The 16,172-nt window shown below is 73.2% G+C and carries 14 protein-coding genes; all 14 read left to right on the top strand.

Annotated elements, in window-relative coordinates:
- Nucleotides 1–9: 9 nt before the first annotated feature.
- The 14 genes from ACFP2E_RS17675 (at nt 10) to ACFP2E_RS17740 (ending at nt 16,114) form a co-directional block, all read left to right on the top strand.
- Nucleotides 10–2,253 carry an ATP-dependent DNA helicase RecG gene (locus ACFP2E_RS17675; RefSeq protein WP_378524343.1) on the top strand — a complete coding sequence of 748 codons (2,244 nt, stop codon included), beginning with the start codon at nt 10–12 and terminating at the stop codon, nt 2,251–2,253.
- 10 nt (nt 2,254–2,263) lie between these two features.
- The gene (gene rsmD / locus ACFP2E_RS17680; RefSeq protein WP_378524342.1) at nt 2,264–2,947 is read left to right on the top strand and encodes a 16S rRNA (guanine(966)-N(2))-methyltransferase RsmD; all 684 of its coding nucleotides are present in this window, start codon (nt 2,264–2,266) and stop codon (nt 2,945–2,947) included.
- A 3-nt stretch (nt 2,948–2,950) separates the two neighbouring features.
- On the top strand, nt 2,951–3,451 hold the full coding sequence (gene coaD / locus ACFP2E_RS17685; protein ID WP_378524341.1) for a pantetheine-phosphate adenylyltransferase: 501 nt from the start codon (nt 2,951–2,953) through the stop codon (nt 3,449–3,451).
- 156 nt (nt 3,452–3,607) lie between these two features.
- Entirely contained in the window at nt 3,608–4,147 is a 540-nt protein-coding gene (locus ACFP2E_RS17690; RefSeq protein ID WP_378524340.1) for a YceD family protein, read from the top strand.
- Between the two features lie 69 nt (nt 4,148–4,216).
- Nucleotides 4,217–4,402, top strand: a complete 186-nt coding sequence (gene rpmF / locus ACFP2E_RS17695; protein ID WP_378524339.1) for a 50S ribosomal protein L32 — start codon at nt 4,217–4,219, stop codon at nt 4,400–4,402.
- Nucleotides 4,323–5,183: a ribonuclease III gene (rnc, locus tag ACFP2E_RS17700; RefSeq protein WP_378524338.1), complete on the top strand. Its 861-nt coding sequence runs from the start codon at nt 4,323–4,325 to the stop codon at nt 5,181–5,183. The genes rpmF and rnc overlap by 80 nt, the downstream gene beginning before the upstream one ends.
- Before the next feature lie 6 nt (nt 5,184–5,189).
- Nucleotides 5,190–6,104, top strand: coding sequence for a bifunctional DNA-formamidopyrimidine glycosylase/DNA-(apurinic or apyrimidinic site) lyase (gene mutM, locus ACFP2E_RS17705; protein ID WP_378524337.1), 915 nt, complete (start codon nt 5,190–5,192; stop codon nt 6,102–6,104).
- Nucleotides 6,105–6,181: 77 nt separating this feature from the next.
- Nucleotides 6,182–6,391, top strand: coding sequence for a hypothetical protein (locus ACFP2E_RS17710; protein ID WP_378524336.1), 210 nt, complete (start codon nt 6,182–6,184; stop codon nt 6,389–6,391).
- Between the two features lie 88 nt (nt 6,392–6,479).
- A complete protein-coding gene (locus tag ACFP2E_RS17715; RefSeq protein ID WP_378524335.1) occupies nt 6,480–8,006 on the top strand; it encodes a hypothetical protein in 1,527 nt (508 codons plus the stop codon).
- Nucleotides 8,007–8,085: 79 nt separating this feature from the next.
- Entirely contained in the window at nt 8,086–9,336 is a 1,251-nt protein-coding gene (locus ACFP2E_RS17720) for an MFS transporter (protein ID WP_378524334.1), read from the top strand.
- A 4-nt stretch (nt 9,337–9,340) separates the two neighbouring features.
- Nucleotides 9,341–10,735, top strand: coding sequence for an FAD-binding oxidoreductase (locus ACFP2E_RS17725; protein ID WP_378524333.1), 1,395 nt, complete (start codon nt 9,341–9,343; stop codon nt 10,733–10,735).
- A gap of 40 nt (nt 10,736–10,775) precedes the next feature.
- Nucleotides 10,776–11,882 (top strand): pyridoxal-phosphate-dependent aminotransferase family protein, encoded by a 1,107-nt coding sequence (locus ACFP2E_RS17730; RefSeq protein ID WP_378524332.1) that lies wholly within the window; start codon nt 10,776–10,778, stop codon nt 11,880–11,882.
- A gap of 222 nt (nt 11,883–12,104) precedes the next feature.
- On the top strand, nt 12,105–15,659 hold the full coding sequence (gene smc, locus ACFP2E_RS17735) for a chromosome segregation protein SMC (protein ID WP_378524331.1): 3,555 nt from the start codon (nt 12,105–12,107) through the stop codon (nt 15,657–15,659).
- Nucleotides 15,656–16,114, top strand: coding sequence for an acyl-CoA thioesterase (locus tag ACFP2E_RS17740; RefSeq protein ID WP_378524330.1), 459 nt, complete (start codon nt 15,656–15,658; stop codon nt 16,112–16,114). The genes smc and ACFP2E_RS17740 overlap by 4 nt, the downstream gene beginning before the upstream one ends.
- Nucleotides 16,115–16,172: the final 58 nt, after the last annotated feature.

Consider the following 16,172-nt stretch of genomic DNA (forward strand, 5'->3'; position numbering starts at 1 on the left):
GGAGCAGCTGTGATCAGCCTCGACTCGCCCATCGAGACCGTCCTCGGCGACCAGCGGGGCAAGCGGCAGAAGATCGTCGACGGCCTCGGCCTGCGCACGGTCGAGGACCTGCTCGAGCACTTCCCGCGCCGCTACGTGAAGACCGGCGAGCTCACCCGGCTCGCGCAGCTCGAGGCCGGCCAGATGCTGACCGTCGTCGGCGAGATCACCCGCAGCGACCTGCGGTCCTACACCGACCGGCGCAAGGGCGGCACCGCCTACCGCGTCGAGACCGTGCTCTCCACCGGCGGCCCGGCGCTGCGGATGACCTTCTTCGCCAAGCGCAAGCACATCGCGGAGTGGCGGGCCAAGCAGCTCGCCAAGGGCCAGCGGGGGCTGTTCGTCGGCCAGGCGTCGACGTTCAACGACCAGTGGCAGCTCACCAACCCGAAGATGGTGCTGTTCGGCTCCGGCGACGACGACGGGTCCGGGGGCGAGTCCGACGACGCCGCCTGGATCAAGGACGTCGGCGCCTACTTCCCGATCTACCCGCTCACCAAGGGCGTCGAGTCGTGGGACCTGCAGCGTGCGGTGACCTTCGCCCGCACCGTCCTCGACGACGTGCCCGACCTGGTGCCCCCGGCGGTGCGCGAGCGGCACGGCCTCGTCGACGCCCGCACGGCGTACGACTGGATCCACGCGCCGGAGTCGCAGGAGCAGGTGGAGCAGGCGCAGCGCCGGTTCCGGTTCGCGGAGGCGCTCGTCACGCAGGTCGTCCTGGCGCGCCGGCGCGCCGAGATCCGGGCCCAGGGGGCGCAGGCCCGCACCGGCGGCGGCGGGCTGCTGGCCGCGTTCGACGCCCGCCTGCCCTTCGAGCTCACCGCGGGGCAGCGCGGCACCGGGGCGGAGATCGAGGCCGATCTCGCGCAGCCGCACCCCATGAACCGCCTGCTCCAGGGCGAGGTCGGCTCCGGCAAGACACTGGTCGCGCTGCGCGCCATGCTGCGGGTCGTCGACTCCGGCGGGCAGGCCGCGCTGCTCGCGCCGACCGAGGTGCTGGCCCAGCAGCACCACCGCTCGATCGTGGCGCTGCTCGGCGACCTCGCCCAGGGGGGCATGCTCGGCGGCGCCGAGGAGGGGACCTCGGTGGCGCTGCTGACCGGCTCGATGGGCAAGGCGCAGCGCCAGGAGGCCATGCTGCGCGCCGCGAGCGGTGAGGCCGGGATCGTCGTCGGCACCCACGCCCTGCTCGAGGAGAAGGTCGGTTTCGCCGACCTCGGCCTGGTCGTGGTCGACGAGCAGCACCGCTTCGGGGTCGAGCAGCGCGCCGCCCTCACCGACAAGGCGGGCTCCCCGCCCCACGTGCTGGTGATGACGGCGACGCCGATCCCGCGCACCGTCGCCATGACCGTCTTCGGCGACCTCGAGACCTCCGTGCTGACGGAGCTCCCCGCCGGCCGCGCCCCGATCCAGACCAACGTCGTGCCGCTGGCCGAGCGGCCCGGCTGGCTCGACCGCGTCTGGGAACGGGTGCGCGAGGAGGTCGGCAGGGGACACCAGGCCTACGTCGTGTGCCCGCGGATCTCCGGCGACGTGTCCGAGCAGGGGGAGTCCGACGTCGTCGACGTCGACGAGGACGGCAACCCCGTCCAGAAGAAGCCGCCCCTGTACGCCGTCGAGGAGCTGGCCGCTCTGCTGCAGGAGGGCCCGCTCGCCGGGCTGCGGGTGGGCCTGCTCCACGGCCGCCTGGTGCCTGACGAGAAGGACGCGACGATGCGCGCGTTCGCGGCCGGCGAGATCGACGTCCTGGTCTCCACCACCGTCATCGAGGTCGGCGTCGACGTGGCCAACGCCACCACCATGGTGATCATGGACGCCGACCGCTTCGGCGTCTCCCAGCTCCACCAGCTGCGCGGTCGGGTGGGCCGTGGCGGCCTCCCCGGCCTGTGCCTGCTCGTCTCCCACGCGCCGGACCTGACGCCGGCCCGGGAGCGGCTCGACGCCGTGGCCGCCACCACCGACGGCTTCGAGCTCAGCCGGGTCGACCTCGAGCAGCGGCGGGAGGGCGACGTGCTGGGCCGCAGCCAGTCGGGCTTCCGCTCGAGCCTGCAGAACCTCCGCGTGCTGCGCGACGAGGACACCATCGTCGAGGCCCGCGGGGCGGCCGAGTCCCTGCTGGCCGACGACCCCGCCCTCGCTGCGGCGCCCGGGCTGGGGGCCGCGGTGACAGCCATGGAGCTTTCGAGGCAGTCTGAGTTCATGGAGAAGTCATGAGTGGTGGGGCATGACCCGGATCATCGGGGGAGCCGTCGGGGGACGCCGCATCCAGACTCCGCGAGGCGCAGCCACGCGACCTACCAGTGACCGGGTGCGCGAGGCGCTGTTCTCCGCCATCGAGTCCTGGTGCGGATCCCTCCACGGGCTGCGCTTCCTCGACCTGTACGCCGGGTCGGGAGCAGTCGGGCTCGAGGCCTGGTCCCGCGGGGCCGGCGTGGTCACGCTGGTGGAGCAGGACCGCCGTACCGCCGCCCTGATCCGCGACAACGCCCGCGCCCTGGGGTTCGCCAAGGCGAACGTCGTGACGGGGTCGGTCGGGACGGCGCTTCTGCGGCCGCCCTCCGCGCCCTACGACGTCGCGTTCCTCGATCCGCCGTACCCCCTGTCCGACGAGGCACTGGCCGAGGACCTCGCGGCGCTGGCCGACCACGGCTGGCTCGTGCCCGGCGCGCTGGTGGTGGTCGAGCGCTCCTCGCGCAGCCCCCGCCCGCGCTGGCCGGCCGGGTTCGAGGACGGGCGCGAGCGGCGCTACGGCGAGACCACGCTCTGGTACGGTCACGCGGCATCCGGGCCGCCCGACGGAGTGCCGGACGAGCCCAGCCCCAGCAGCCCGAGCAGCCCCAGCAGCCCCAGCAGCCCCAGCAGCCCCAGCAGCCCCAGCAGCCCCAGCAGCCCCAGCAGCGAGGAGTAGTCCGTGCGTCGTGCCGTCTGCCCGGGGTCGTTCGACCCCGTCACCAACGGGCACATCGACATCGTCTCGCGCGCCTCGCGCCTGTTCGACGAGGTGATCGTCGCCGTCGGCGTCAACGCCTCCAAGAACCGGCTCTTCACCGCCGAGGAGAGGATCTCGATGCTGGAGGAGGCCTGCCGCGACTACGACAACGTGCGGGTCGCGTCGTTCACCGGGCTTCTCACGACGTTCTGCGAGGAGAACGACGTCCGCGCCATCGTGAAGGGGCTGCGGGCGGTCAGCGACTTCGACTACGAGCTCCAGATGGCTCAGATGAACGCCTCGCTCGCCGACGTCGACACGGTGTTCGTGCCCACGAGCCCGGAGTACTCCTTCCTCGCGTCCAGCCTCGTCAAGGAGGTCGCGGCCTTCGGTGGCGACGTGTCGGGGCTGGTTCCGGACTTCGTGCACCGTGCCCTGACGAAGCGGCTGGCGCAGCAGGGCGACGGCCAGCCGGGAGCCTGAGACCGCGCGGGCAGCCCGGCACCGAGCCCGGCCCGGCGGGGCGCCGTGGCTGCTTTTGCGGTGCCCCCGTCCGGACGGTTACGATTCCCGACGATCTGTTGTGTGCCCGGACCGGAAAGTGAACCCCTGAGCAGCCTGGACCCGAGAGCGCCGCTCGTGCTCGACACCCGCGAGCTCGGCCGCCGCCCGGGGTCCCAGCACGAGGTGATCTTCTCGGCACCGGCACCGGCAGATCTCGGTATCGAAGTCCTCCACGTCCCCGAGGGTGCGCCGGTCGAGATCGACCTGCGCCTCGAGGCGGTCATGGAGGGGGTCCTGGTCACGGGCTCGGCACACGCCGGGCTCGAGGGCGAGTGCGTGCGGTGCCTGGAGCCGATCTCCGACGAGGTCGACGTGAACTTCCAGGAGCTGTTCGTCTACGACGACGAGGACCGACCCGGGGCCGGCGGTGGCGACACCGACGACGCCGGGGACGACGAGACCAGCCGGCTCGAGGGAGACCTGCTCGACCTCGAACCCCTGCTGCGGGACGCGGTGGTGCTCGCACTACCCTTCCAGCCGCTGTGCGAGGACGACTGTCCCGGACTGTGCACCGAGTGCGGTGCCCGTCTGGCCGACGACCCGGACCACGCGCACGAAGCGGCCGTGGATCCCCGGTGGGCCCGGTTGCAGGAACTCCAGCAGGACGAGGACTGAGAAGCACCTCGAGCCAGGTCCGAAGAATCATGAGGGCGACCGAACGGTCGCGGTAGCAAGGAGAGAACAGTGGCTGTCCCGAAGCGGAAGATGTCGCGCAGCAACACGCGTCACCGTCGCTCGCAGTGGAAGGCCGTCGCGCCGTCCCTGGTGACCTGCGCCAACCCCGCCTGCGGTGCCAAGCACCTCCCGCACCGTGCGTGCGGCGAGTGCGGTCAGTACGGCGCCAAGGCTGACCGTCGTCAGGTCCTCTGACCGGGCACCGGTCGGCTTGACCAACTATCCCGAGCTCCGAGCAGCGCTCGGTGATCCCGAGCTGGATCCCGAGCTGCTCGAGCGCGCCCTCACCCACCGCTCGTACGCCTACGAGAACGGCGGGCTGCCCACCAACGAGCGGCTGGAGTTCCTCGGGGACTCCGTGCTCGGCGTCGTGGTGACCGAGACGCTCTACCGCGTCCACCCGGACCTGTCCGAGGGTCGGCTGGCGAAGCTGCGGGCCGCGGTCGTCAACGCGCGCGCCCTCGCCGAGGTGGGCCGCCAGATCGGCCTCGGCGAGCACGTCAAGCTCGGCCGCGGCGAGCAGGCCACGGGAGGGCGCAACAAGCACTCGATCCTCTCCGACACCGTCGAGGCGGTGCTCGGGGCGATCCACCTCAGCGGGGGCTTCGAGGTGTCGGCGGACGTCGTCCACCGACTCTTCGACCCGCTGATCGAGGAGGCGTCCGCGCTGGGCGCCGGCCTCGACTGGAAGACCTCGCTCCAGGAGCTGTCGGCCGAGCACGGCCTCGGCGTCCCCGAGTACGTCATCGAGGACGACGGCCCGGACCACATGAAAACCTTCACCGCCCAGGTGAAGGTCGGCGACGGGCTCTACGGCAACGGCGTCGGCCGCTCCAAGAAGGAGGCCGAGCAGGCCGCCGCGGAGACGGCTTACGGCGAGATCGCCCAGGGCCTGGGCGCCGACGGTGCCGAGGCCGGCGCCGGGGGAGCCGACGCCGTGAAGGCGTCCGCCCGGTCCGTGCAGGACGACGACTGACCCGACGTGCCGGAGCTGCCGGAGGTCGAGGTCGTCAGGGCGGGCCTCGAGCGCCACGTCCTCGACACCACGATCCGTCGGGTGGAGGTGCTCCACCCGCGCCCCGTACGCCGTGACCCGCGCGGCGCGGAGGGGTTCGCGCTGGCGCTGACCGGCCGGCGCATCGTGGCCGCGCGCCGCCGCGGCAAGTACCTCTGGCTGCCGCTGTCCGACGGTGACGCGCTGCTCGGCCACCTCGGCATGAGCGGCCAGCTGCTCGTGCAGCCGCCCGGGGCCCCCGACGAGCGCCACCTGCGGGTGCGGCTGCTGCTGGAACGGGCCGCGGCCGGCGCACCGACCGGTCCCGTCGAGCTGCGCTTCGTCGACCAGCGGATGTTCGGCGGGCTGTCGTTCTCCGAGGGTGGCGCGGACCTGCCGCCCGAGATCGCGCACATCGCCCGCGACCCGCTCGACCCGGCGTTCGACGACGACGACTTCGTCCGGCGGGTGCGGCGACGCGCCTCGGGCGTGAAGCGGCTGCTGCTCGACCAGACGCTCGTCAGCGGCGTCGGGAACATCTACGCCGACGAGGCGCTGTGGCGCGCCCGCATCCACGGCGAGCGGCCGGGGGACCGGCTGACCGGGCGCCAGGTGCGCGAGCTCCTCGACCACGCCCGGACCGTCATGTCCGACGCGCTCGGCCAGGGCGGCACGTCGTTCGACTCGCTCTACGTCAACGTCAACGGCGAGTCCGGCTACTTCGACCGCAGCCTCGACGCCTACGGCCGCGAGGGGGAGGGGTGCCGCCGCTGCGGTACCCCGATCCGCCGGATCGCCTTCACCAACCGGTCGTCGTTCTTCTGCCCCCGCTGCCAGCCGGCGCCCCGACGGGCTCGAACGGCCCGCCGCGCCGGGGAACAGGCTTTGCCGGGGAGCGATTGACCCACGCGCGGTCTGGTGGGACGCTTGAAGACGGCCCCACCACGGCTACCACCACTCTCTCCCTGGAAGGCTCACCCATGGCCAAGGCGCTGATCGGATACATGAACAGCGACCTGCGGACTCCAGCCCGACTCACCGCCGAGAACGACCGGCTCCGCTCGCGCGTGGCCGATCTCGAGGCGATGGTGCTCCGGCTCTCCCAGGAGAACGACGCCCTCGCCGCTCGCGCGGCGGAGCTCCTGGACATGGAGTCGCAGAAGATGCAGCAGGAGATGCAGCCCGTCTGACCCTCCGCCGCCCGGCGGCACAACCGGGACGGCACACCGGCACGGCACGAATCGCGTGACCGACGGTCTAGACCGTCGTTGGGCCGTCATGCGCCTACTCGGAACTCTCGGCGCGGCGGCCTTGGGCTTCTCGCTCGCCCTCGGTGTCGCCGCCCCCGCCACTGCCCACGTCGACCGTGACCGCCTCGCCCAGGTCCGCAGCGACCTCCTCGCCGAGGGCGAGGGCACCCCGGTGACGAGCGGCAACGTCCAGCACGTCGCCACCAAGCCCGGCACGACCGGGATCTCCGGCTGCTTCATGCAGACCGCGCCCCTGTTCGTCACCAGCGGCCTCGAGTCGGTCCAGGTGTGGGACGTCAGCCAGGGGACCAACCCGACGCAGACCGGCGTGCTGCCCAACCCCGTCTTCGAGAACGAGGCGATGAACTGCGGCGAGCGTCGCACGAAGAAGGGCACCAAGCGGTTCGCGCTCGTCGGGATCGACCTCTACCAGGCCTCGCCCGACGATCCGCAGCACGTCAACGTCGGCGGCGACGAGCTGATGATCGTCGACGTCACCGACCCGGCGAAGCCGACCATCCGGTCCCGCGTCGCGTCGACGAGCGGCACCCACACGGTCGCCTGCGTCGAGGAGACCGACTGCCGCTACGCCTACTCCTCGGGCAACCGGCCCCGCGACGGGAAGCCCGGCACGTTCTCGATCTTCGACCTGCGCCGCCTCGACAAGCCCGTCGAGGTCGACGCCGACCCGACGCAGGAGGGAGTCCAGCCCTTCACGTCGCCGACCGCGGGCCACAAGTGGAACTTCGACGCGGCCGAGTTCGGCGCCTTCACCGGCTTCGGCGGCACCTCGCTCTTCGACGTGTCGAACCCCCGCGAGCCGCGGCTCGTCACCACGACCGGGGAAGCCGGCCAGGGCAAGGGCGCCGGCGAGGGCTACAACGACTTCATCCACCACAACTCCTACCGGCCGAACGCCGACGCCTTCCGGCCCGACGCGCCCCCGTCGCTGGAGAACGGCAACATCCTGCTCGTCACCGAGGAGGACTACATGGAGACCGACTGCTCCCTGGCCGGCTCCTTCCAGACCTGGCACGTGAAGCGGCTCGACGGCACCCCCGACGCGATCGTCCCGCTCGACAAGGTCGAGCTGAGCGACCTCCAGGCCCAGCAGCCCGCCAGCCTGCCGCTGCCGCACGGCACCTTCTGCTCCGCCCACTGGTTCGACTACCACCAGAGCGGCATCGTCGCCGTGGGCTACTACGGCGGTGGCAGCCAGCTCGTCGACGTGAGCAACCCGAAGAAGCTGACCTCGCACGGCTACGCCTACTGGGGTGCCTCCGAGGTGTGGGACACCATGTGGCTGCCGGTCTACAACAAGCGCGGCAAGCAGAAGGACGCCCGGACGAATGTCGTCTACTCGATCGACCTGGTCCGCGGTCTCGACGTCTACTCCGCGAACGTCCCGGGTGACGGCGCCGGGAAGACCCCGCAGGCGGGCGTCGACCGCGAGCGGTCGGTCGTGGAGCGCGCCACCCAGGGCGTCCTGCCCATCGGTCTCGTGGCGCTCGCGCTGGCGCTCGTCGTCGCCGTACGCCGCCGCAGCAGGCACTGACCCCCGAGCCGGACGCCGACGGGCGGCGGGGGAAAATGGCGCGACCAGCTCCCCGCCGCCCGCCTAGGCTTGCGCGTTTGTGAGCAGGATCGTCGAGACTGTCGTCCCCGCCAGGCTGGGCCGCGGGTTCCGGTGGCTGGTGGCCTCCTCGTGGACCACGAACCTCGGCGACGGGCTGATGCTCGCCGCCGGCCCCTTGCTGGTCGCGTCGCAGACCCGCAACCCGCTGCTGGTCGCCGCAGCCGCGATGGCCACGCAGCTGCCGTGGCTGCTCTTCGGCCTCGTCGCCGGGGCGCTGGCCGACCGGCTGGACCGTCGGCTGCTGGTGATGGTGATGGACGGGTCGCGAGCCGTGGTCCTGGCCCTCCTCTGCGCGGTGATCGTGACCGGCCAGGTCGACATCGCCCTGGTGCTGGCCGCGATGTTCCTGCTCGGCATCGCCGAGGTGTTCGCCGACGCGACCTCGTCCACGCTCACGCCCATGCTGGTGGAGAAGGCCGACCTCGGCCTGGCCAACGCGCGGATCCAGGGGGGCTTCATCACCGCGAACCAGATGGCCGGACCTGCGCTGGGTGCACTGCTCTTCTCCGTCGGCGTGGTCGTGCCGTTCGCGCTGCAGGCGGTGTGCGTGGCGCTGGGCGCCTTGCTGGTGAGCCGGATCGGTACGCCCAAGGGTGCTGTGCGCGACAACGTCGAGACCCACGTGCGGCAGGACATCGTCGAGGGGGTCCGCTGGCTCGTCGGCCACCGGCCCGTGCGCACGCTCGCGCTGGTGATCGTCACGTTCAACCTCACCTGGGCCGCGCCCTGGTCGGTGCTGGTGCTGTGGTCCTCGGAGCGGGTGGGCATCGGTGAGTTCGGCTTCGGGCTGCTCACCTCGGCCGCGGCGGTCGGTGGCCTCCTCGGCATGGCGCTCTACGGCACCCTCGAGCGGCGGGTCCCGCTCGCGCTGCTGATGCGCGTCGTGCTGCTGTGCGAGGTCGTCTTCCACCTCGGCATGGCGCTGACGACCGTCCCCTGGGCGGCCTACGCACTGGTGTTCTTCTTCGGCGTCTACGCCTTCGTGTGGGGCACCCTCTCGCAGGCGGTCCGTCAGCGCGCCGTCCCCACCGAGTTCCAGGGCCGGGTCGGGTCGGTCTACTCGATCTGCGTGATGGGCGGCATGCTCGTGGGATCACTGCTCGGCGGACTGATCGCACAGCAGTGGGGGGTCCTCGCCCCGTGGTGGTTCGCGTTCGCGGGAGCGGGTCTCACGCTGGTGCTGGTGTGGCGCGAGCTCGCCCACATCGCGCACGCCGACGAGGAAGCCGCGGCCCGCGTGGTTGCATGAGCCCATGGACGTCCCCGGGGTGACCACGGACCCAGACGCCGAGAGGGTCGACGAGCTGGTCTCGGCGCTGCCCGGCGGGGTGGTGCTGACCGATCCGGACGGCATGGAGAAGTACCGCCACGACTGGTCGAAGGACCGGGGTGCCGGCAAGCCGGTGGCCGTGGTCCGGGCCGAGGACGCCGGACAGGTCCAGGTCGCGGTGCGCTGGGCCGCGCGGCACGGCGTGCCGGTCGTGCCGCGGGGCGCGGGCAGCGGCCTGTCGGGCGGCTCGAGCGCCGTGGACGGCGGGATCGTGCTGAGCCTGGAGCGGATGCGTGCCATCGAGATCGACACGGCGACACGGGTCGCTGTCGTGGAGCCGGGGGCGTTCAACGCCGAGGTGAAGGCCGCCGCGGCCGAGCACGGGCTGTGGTACCCGCCCGACCCGTCGTCGTACGAGATCTGCTCGATCGGCGGCAACATCGCCACCAACGCGGGCGGCCTGTGCTGCGTGAAGTACGGCGTCACGACCGACTACGTGCTCGGCCTCGACGTCGTGCTCGCCGACGGCACGCTCGTGACGCTGGGCGGCAAGCGGATCAAGGACGTGGCCGGGCTGAGCCTGCTCAAGCTGTTCGTCGGCAGCGAGGGGACGCTCGGGATCGTGACGCGGGCGGTGCTGCGGCTGGTGCCCGCCCAGCCGCCGCGCTCGACGCTGGTCGCCACCTTCCCCGACGTCGACGCCGCCGCGCGCGCCGTCGTCGCGATCGGGCGCACGCTGCGGCCCTCCATGCTCGAGCTGATGGACCGGGCCGCGGTCAACGCCGTCGAGGACCACCGTGCGATGGGCCTGGACCGCACCGCCGGCGCGCTGCTCGTCGCGCAGTCCGACGCCCCGGAAGGGGCTCGGGCGTCGGAGGTCGCGGTCATGGAGACCGCCTGCACCGAGGCGGGTGCGAGCGAGGTCTTCGTGACCGACGACCCCGACGAGGGTGAGCTCTTCGTCGAGGCCCGGCGGGCGGCGTTCCCGGCGATCGAGGCGCGCGGCGCGCTGCTGCTCGAGGACGTCGGGGCGCCCGTCCCGCTGCTGCCGGACCTGCTGGCGGCGATCGCCGCGATCGCGGAGCGGCACCAGGTCGAGATCCCCGTCGTCGCCCACGCCGGCGACGGCAACACCCACCCGATCATCGTCTACGACGCGGCCGACCCGGTGGGGGAGGAGCGGGCCCGGCTCGCGTTCGACGAGGTGATGAAGGCCGCGATCGCGCTCGGCGGGACGATCACCGGCGAGCACGGGGTGGGCCGCACCAAGAAGGGGGCGCTGCCCGCCCAGCTCGGCCCGGACGTGATGGCGCTGACCCGGCGGGTCAAGGACGCCCTGGACCCCGACGGGATCCTCAACCCGGGCGCGATCCTGTGAGCCCTTCTGACCCACCGGAGCATGGCCTAGGGTCGCGGGCATGACCGGAACCCGCACCGTCGTCGACCGCAAGCTCTTCGGACCCGGACCGTCGAACCCCTACCCGGAGGCCACCGCGGCTCTCGGGCTGCCGCTGCTCGGCCACCTCGACCCGGTGTTCCTCGAGGTCATGGACGAGACCTGCGCGATGCTGCGCGAGGTGTGGGGCACGCAGAACGCCCGCACGCTGCCGATCTCGGCGACCGGCTCGGCGGGCATGGAGGCGGCGTTCGTCAACACGGTGCACCCCGGCGACGTCGTGGTCGTCGCGGTCAACGGCCTCTTCGGCCGCCGGATGACCGACGTCGCCGCCCGCTGCGGCGCCGAGGTGGTCGTGGTCGAGCACGAGTGGGGCCAGCCGGTCGACGTCGACCGGGTGCTGTCCGCCCACCCGTCCCCGGCGATCATCGCGGCCGTCCACGCCGAGACCTCGACCGGCGTGCGCTCCGACATCGCGGCGCTCGGCGCCGGCAAGGGCGACGCCCTGCTGCTGGTCGACGCCGTCACCAGCATCGGCGGCATCGAGCTGCGCGCCGACGACTGGGGCGTCGACATCGGCTACGCCGGCACCCAGAAGTGCCTGGGCGTCGCGCCGGGCCTGGCGCCGTTCACGATCAGCGACCGCGCGTTCGAGCGTCGGGTCGAGAAGCCGCAGTCGTGGTACCTCGACCTCGGCCTGCTCGGCGGGTACGTCGGCGAGGCCGGCGGGTCCGGCGGCCGGACCTACCACCACACCGCCCCGGTGGCGATGGTCGCGAGCCTGCACGCCGGGCTGCGCCGGATCCTCGACGAGGGCCTCGAGCAGGTCTGGGCCCGCCACGAGGCGGCCGGCCGGCAGCTGCAGGACGGCCTGGAGAAGATGGGACTGGAGCTGTTCGCCGCCGAGGGCCACCGGCTCCCCGAGCTCACCTCGGTCAAGGTCCCCGAGGGCGTCGACTCCGCGGCGGTCCGCAAGTACCTCCTCGAGCGGCACGACCTCGAGATCGGCGCGGGGGTCGGCCCGTACGCCGCCACGGTCTGGCGGATCGGTCTGATGGGGCACAACGCCCGCCCCGACGCCGCGCTGCTGGTGCTCGCCGCGCTCCAGGACGCGCTCGACCACGCCTGACCGCGACCTGCCAGCAGTTGCCGCGGACGCGGGCAACTGGTGGCAGCTCGGCGGGCCGGGGCGGGCAACTGGTGGCAGCTCGGCGAGGATGCGCGGACGCGGGGGTGCCGGCAGGTAGGGTGAGGCGCGCTGAGCTTCCCCACGTACCTTCAGTGCCCCATCAGTGCCCGCGCGTTCGCTGGTGAGAGCCAGGCCTGTTCGTCGTCCGGTGAGGAGCCCACGTTGTACCTGAAGAGCCTGACCCTCAAGGGGTTCAAGTCCTTCGCCTCCTCGACGACGCTGCAGCTCGAGCCGGGCATCACCTGCATCGTCGGGCCCAACGGCTCCGGCAAGTCCAACGTCGTCGACGCCCTCGCCTGGGTCATGGGCGAGGCCAGCGCGAAGAGCCTGCGCGGCGGCAAGATGGACGACGTCATCTTCGCCGGCACCTCCGGCCGCCCGCCGCTGGGCCGCGCCGAGGTCATCCTGACGATCGACAACTCCGACGGCGCCCTGCCCATCGAGTACGCCGAGGTGACGATCAGCCGGACGATGTTCCGCTCCGGCGGCTCCGAGTACGCCATCAACGGCAACCCCTGCCGGCTGCTCGACGTCCAGGAGCTGCTGTCCGACTCCGGCATCGGTCGCGAGATGCACGTCATCGTCGGCCAGGGCCAGCTCGACACGATCCTGCACGCCACCCCCGAGGACCGCCGCGGCTTCATCGAGGAGGCCGCCGGCGTCCTCAAGCACCGCAAGCGCAAGGAGAAGGCGCTCCGCAAGCTCGACTCCACCGAGGGCAACCTCACCCGGCTCAACGACCTGCTCACCGAGATCCGCCGCCAGCTCAAGCCGCTGGGCCGGCAGGCCGAGGTTGCCCGCAAGGCCCAGACCGTGCAGGCCGACGTCCGCGACGCCCGCGCCCGGCTGATGGCCGACGACCTCGTCCAGGCCCGCACGGCGCTGGAGCAGGAGATGGCCGACGAGTCGCTGCTGGTGGCGCGCCGCACCGAGGTCGAGGCCGCCATCGCCCAGGCCCGCGAGGCCGAGGCGGCCCTCGAGGCGGCGCTGCGCGAGGACCTCCCGGCGCTGGCCCAGGCCCAGGAGACCTGGTTCGGCCTGTCCGGGCTGCGCGAGCGGCTGCGCGGCACCCAGTCGCTGGCCGCCGAGCGAGTCCGCAACGCCCACGCCGCCGAGGACACCACGCCCACCGGCCGCGACCCCGAGCAGCTGGAGGCGGAGGCCGAGCGGGTCCGCGACCAGGAGCGGCAGATCGAGGCCGAGGTGGCCAGCCACCGCGAGGCGATGGACGCCGCGGTGGCCACCCGCAAGGAGGCCGAGGAGGCCGCCGCGACCGAGGAGCGCAGGGTCGCCGGGTTGCAGCGCGCCGCCGCCGACCGCCGCGAGGGCCTCGCCCGGCTGCACGGCCAGGTCAACGCCCTCAAGTCCCGCGCCGCGGCCGCCGCCGACGAGGTCGGCCGGCTCACCCAGGCCCGCGAGGACGCCCTCGCCCGCGCCGAGCGGGCGCAGCGCGACTTCACCGCTCTCGAGACGAAGGTCGCCGGCCTCGACGCCGGCGAGGAGGGGCTCGACGCCGAGCACGAGGCCGCCAGCGGCGCCCTCGACGACCTCACCGAGCGGCTCGCCAAGGTCCGCGAGGAGGCCCAGCAGGCCGAGCGCGACCGCGCCTCGCTCACCGCCCGCAAGGACGCCCTCGAGATGGGCCTCAACCGCAAGGACGGCGCGGGCGCCCTGCTCGCCGCCTCCGACGAGGTCTCCGGCCTGCTCGGCTCCGTGGCCGCCCTGCTGACCGTCCGCCCCGGCTACGAGGCCGCCGTCGCCGGCGCCCTCGGCTCGGCCGCCGACGCCGTCGCCGTGCGCGACGCCGACGCCGCCCTCGACGCCATCGGCCACCTCAAGGGCAACGACCTCGGCCGCGCCGGGCTGCTGCTCGGCGGCGGCCCCGCCGCCGACCTCGACTGGCCCGGCCTGCCCAACCACGCGACGTACGCCGTGGACGTGGTCGACTGCCCGGCCGACCTGCGCGGCGCCCTGTCGCGGCTGCTGTTCAAGGTCGCCGTGGTCGACGACCTGCCCGCCGCCCGGGCGCTCGTCGCCGAGCTGCCCGACCTGACCGCGGTGACCCGCGAGGGCGACGTGCTCGGCTCCCACGTCGCCGCCGGCGGCTCGACGAGCCAGCCCAGCCTCATCGAGATCCAGGCCGCGGTCGACGACGCCGCCGCACAGCTCGCCGAGGCGGTCGCCGCCGCCGAGCGGCTCGGCTTCGACATCTCCCGGCTCGAGGCGGAGCGGCAGGAGGCGCAGCAGCGCGTCGACGTCGCCCTCGCCAAGCTGCACGAGTCCGACGCCACCCTCGCCGCGGTGGCCGAGGAGCTCGGCCAGTACGGCTCGCAGGCCCGCGCCGCACGCGGCGAGGCGGAGCGGCTCGCCGAGGCGATCACCCGCGCCGAGGAGGCCCGTGACCGCGACCTGGCCGGCCTCGCCGAGCTCGAGCAGCGCCTCGCCACCGCGGAGGAGGCTCCCGAGGAGGAGCCCGACACCACCGAGCGGGAGCGGCTCGCCGAGGTCGCCCGCGAGGCCCGGCAGGCCGAGATGGACGCGCGGCTGGCGCTGCGCACCTCCGAGGAGCGGGCCCGCGCCCTGCACGGCCGCGCCGACTCCCTGCTGCGGGCTGCCCGGTCGGAGCGTGAGACGCGCGCCCGCGCCGCCGAGCGCCGCGCCCGGCTCGAGCGGGAGGGCCGCGCGGCCCAGGCGGTCGGCACCGCCGTGGGCCTCGTGCTGGCGCGCCTGGAGGTGTCGGTCCACCGGGCCGCGGAGGCCAAGCAGGCCGTCGAGCAGGCCCGGCAGGGCCGCGAGCAGGAGCTGATGGCCGTGCGCGCCTCGCTGCGCGACCTCGGCCGCGAGCACGACGAGCTGGTCAACTCCGTCCACCGCGACGAGATGGCCCGCACCCAGCAGCGGATGCGCATCGAGCAGCTCGAGGAACGTGCCCTCGAGGAGCTCGGCCTCGCGTCCGAGGCGCTCATCGCCGAGTACGGCCCCGACCAGCTGGTGCCGCAGCCCCTCCCCGAGGGCGCGGACGAGGACGCCGAGGCGCCGGAGCCGGTGCCGTTCGTGCGCGAGGAGCAGCAGAAGCGGCTCCGGGCCGCCGAGCGGGCGCTGTCGATGCTCGGCCGGGTCAACCCGCTGGCGCTCGAGGAGTTCTCGGCCATGGAGGAGCGCCACAAGTTCCTCACCGAGCAGCTCGAGGACCTCAAGAAGACGCGCAAGGACCTGCTCGACATCGTGAAGGAGGTCGACGCCCGGGTCGAGGAGGTCTTCACCGCGGCGTACGCCGACGTCAGCAAGGCCTTCGACGCGACGTTCGCGCGGCTGTTCCCGGGTGGCGAGGGCCGGCTGGTGCTCACCAACCCCGACGACATGCTGGCGACCGGTGTCGAGGTCGAGGCCCGCCCGCCGGGCAAGAAGGTCAAGCGGCTCTCGCTGCTCTCCGGCGGCGAGCGCTCGCTGGTCGCCGTGGCCTTCCTGGTGGCACTGTTCAAGGCCCGGCCGTCGCCCTTCTACATCCTCGACGAGGTCGAGGCCGCGCTCGACGACACCAACCTCGGTCGCCTGCTCGAGATCTACGAGGAGCTCCGCGAGAACTCCCAGCTGCTCGTCATCACCCACCAGAAGCGCACGATGGAGGTCGGCGACGCCCTCTACGGCGTGACGATGCGCGGTGACGGCGTCTCGACCGTGATCAGCCAGCGGCTGCGCGAGGCCGAGCCCGCGTGACCCGAGCCCCCCGACCCACCCGGGACGACTACGTCGCCTGGCGGACGGTGACCACGCGCTGGCGCGACGACGACGCCTACGGCCACCTCAACAACGCGACGTACTACGAGCTGTTCGACACCGCCGTCAACGCCCACCTCTTCGAGGCGACCGGCGTCGACGTGCGCGCGCTGCCGGCGATCGGGGTCGTCGCGGAGACGTCGTGCCGCTACTTCCGCGAGCTCGGCTTCCCGGCGCCGATCGAGACCGGGCTCGTCGTCGACCACGTCGGCCGGTCCTCGGTGGTCTACCGGATCGGCCTCTTCCAGGGGGAGGGCGACGAGGCCGCGGCCGAGGGGCGGTTCGTCCACGTCTACGTCGACAACACCGTCCCGGACCGGCCGTCGACGCCGATGCCGGACGTGATCCGGGCCGCCGTGGAGCCGCTGCTGCGGCCGGCGCCCGACGCGGGCTGACCGGTCCGGGCGGCGCAGCGCGAGACCGACGTCTCGTCGGGGGTACCGAGGGGTGGAT

Origin of the sequence: Nocardioides sp. GCM10027114, from assembly GCF_042659625.1 — a bacterium.
Lineage (GTDB): Bacteria > Actinomycetota > Actinomycetes > Propionibacteriales > Nocardioidaceae > Nocardioides.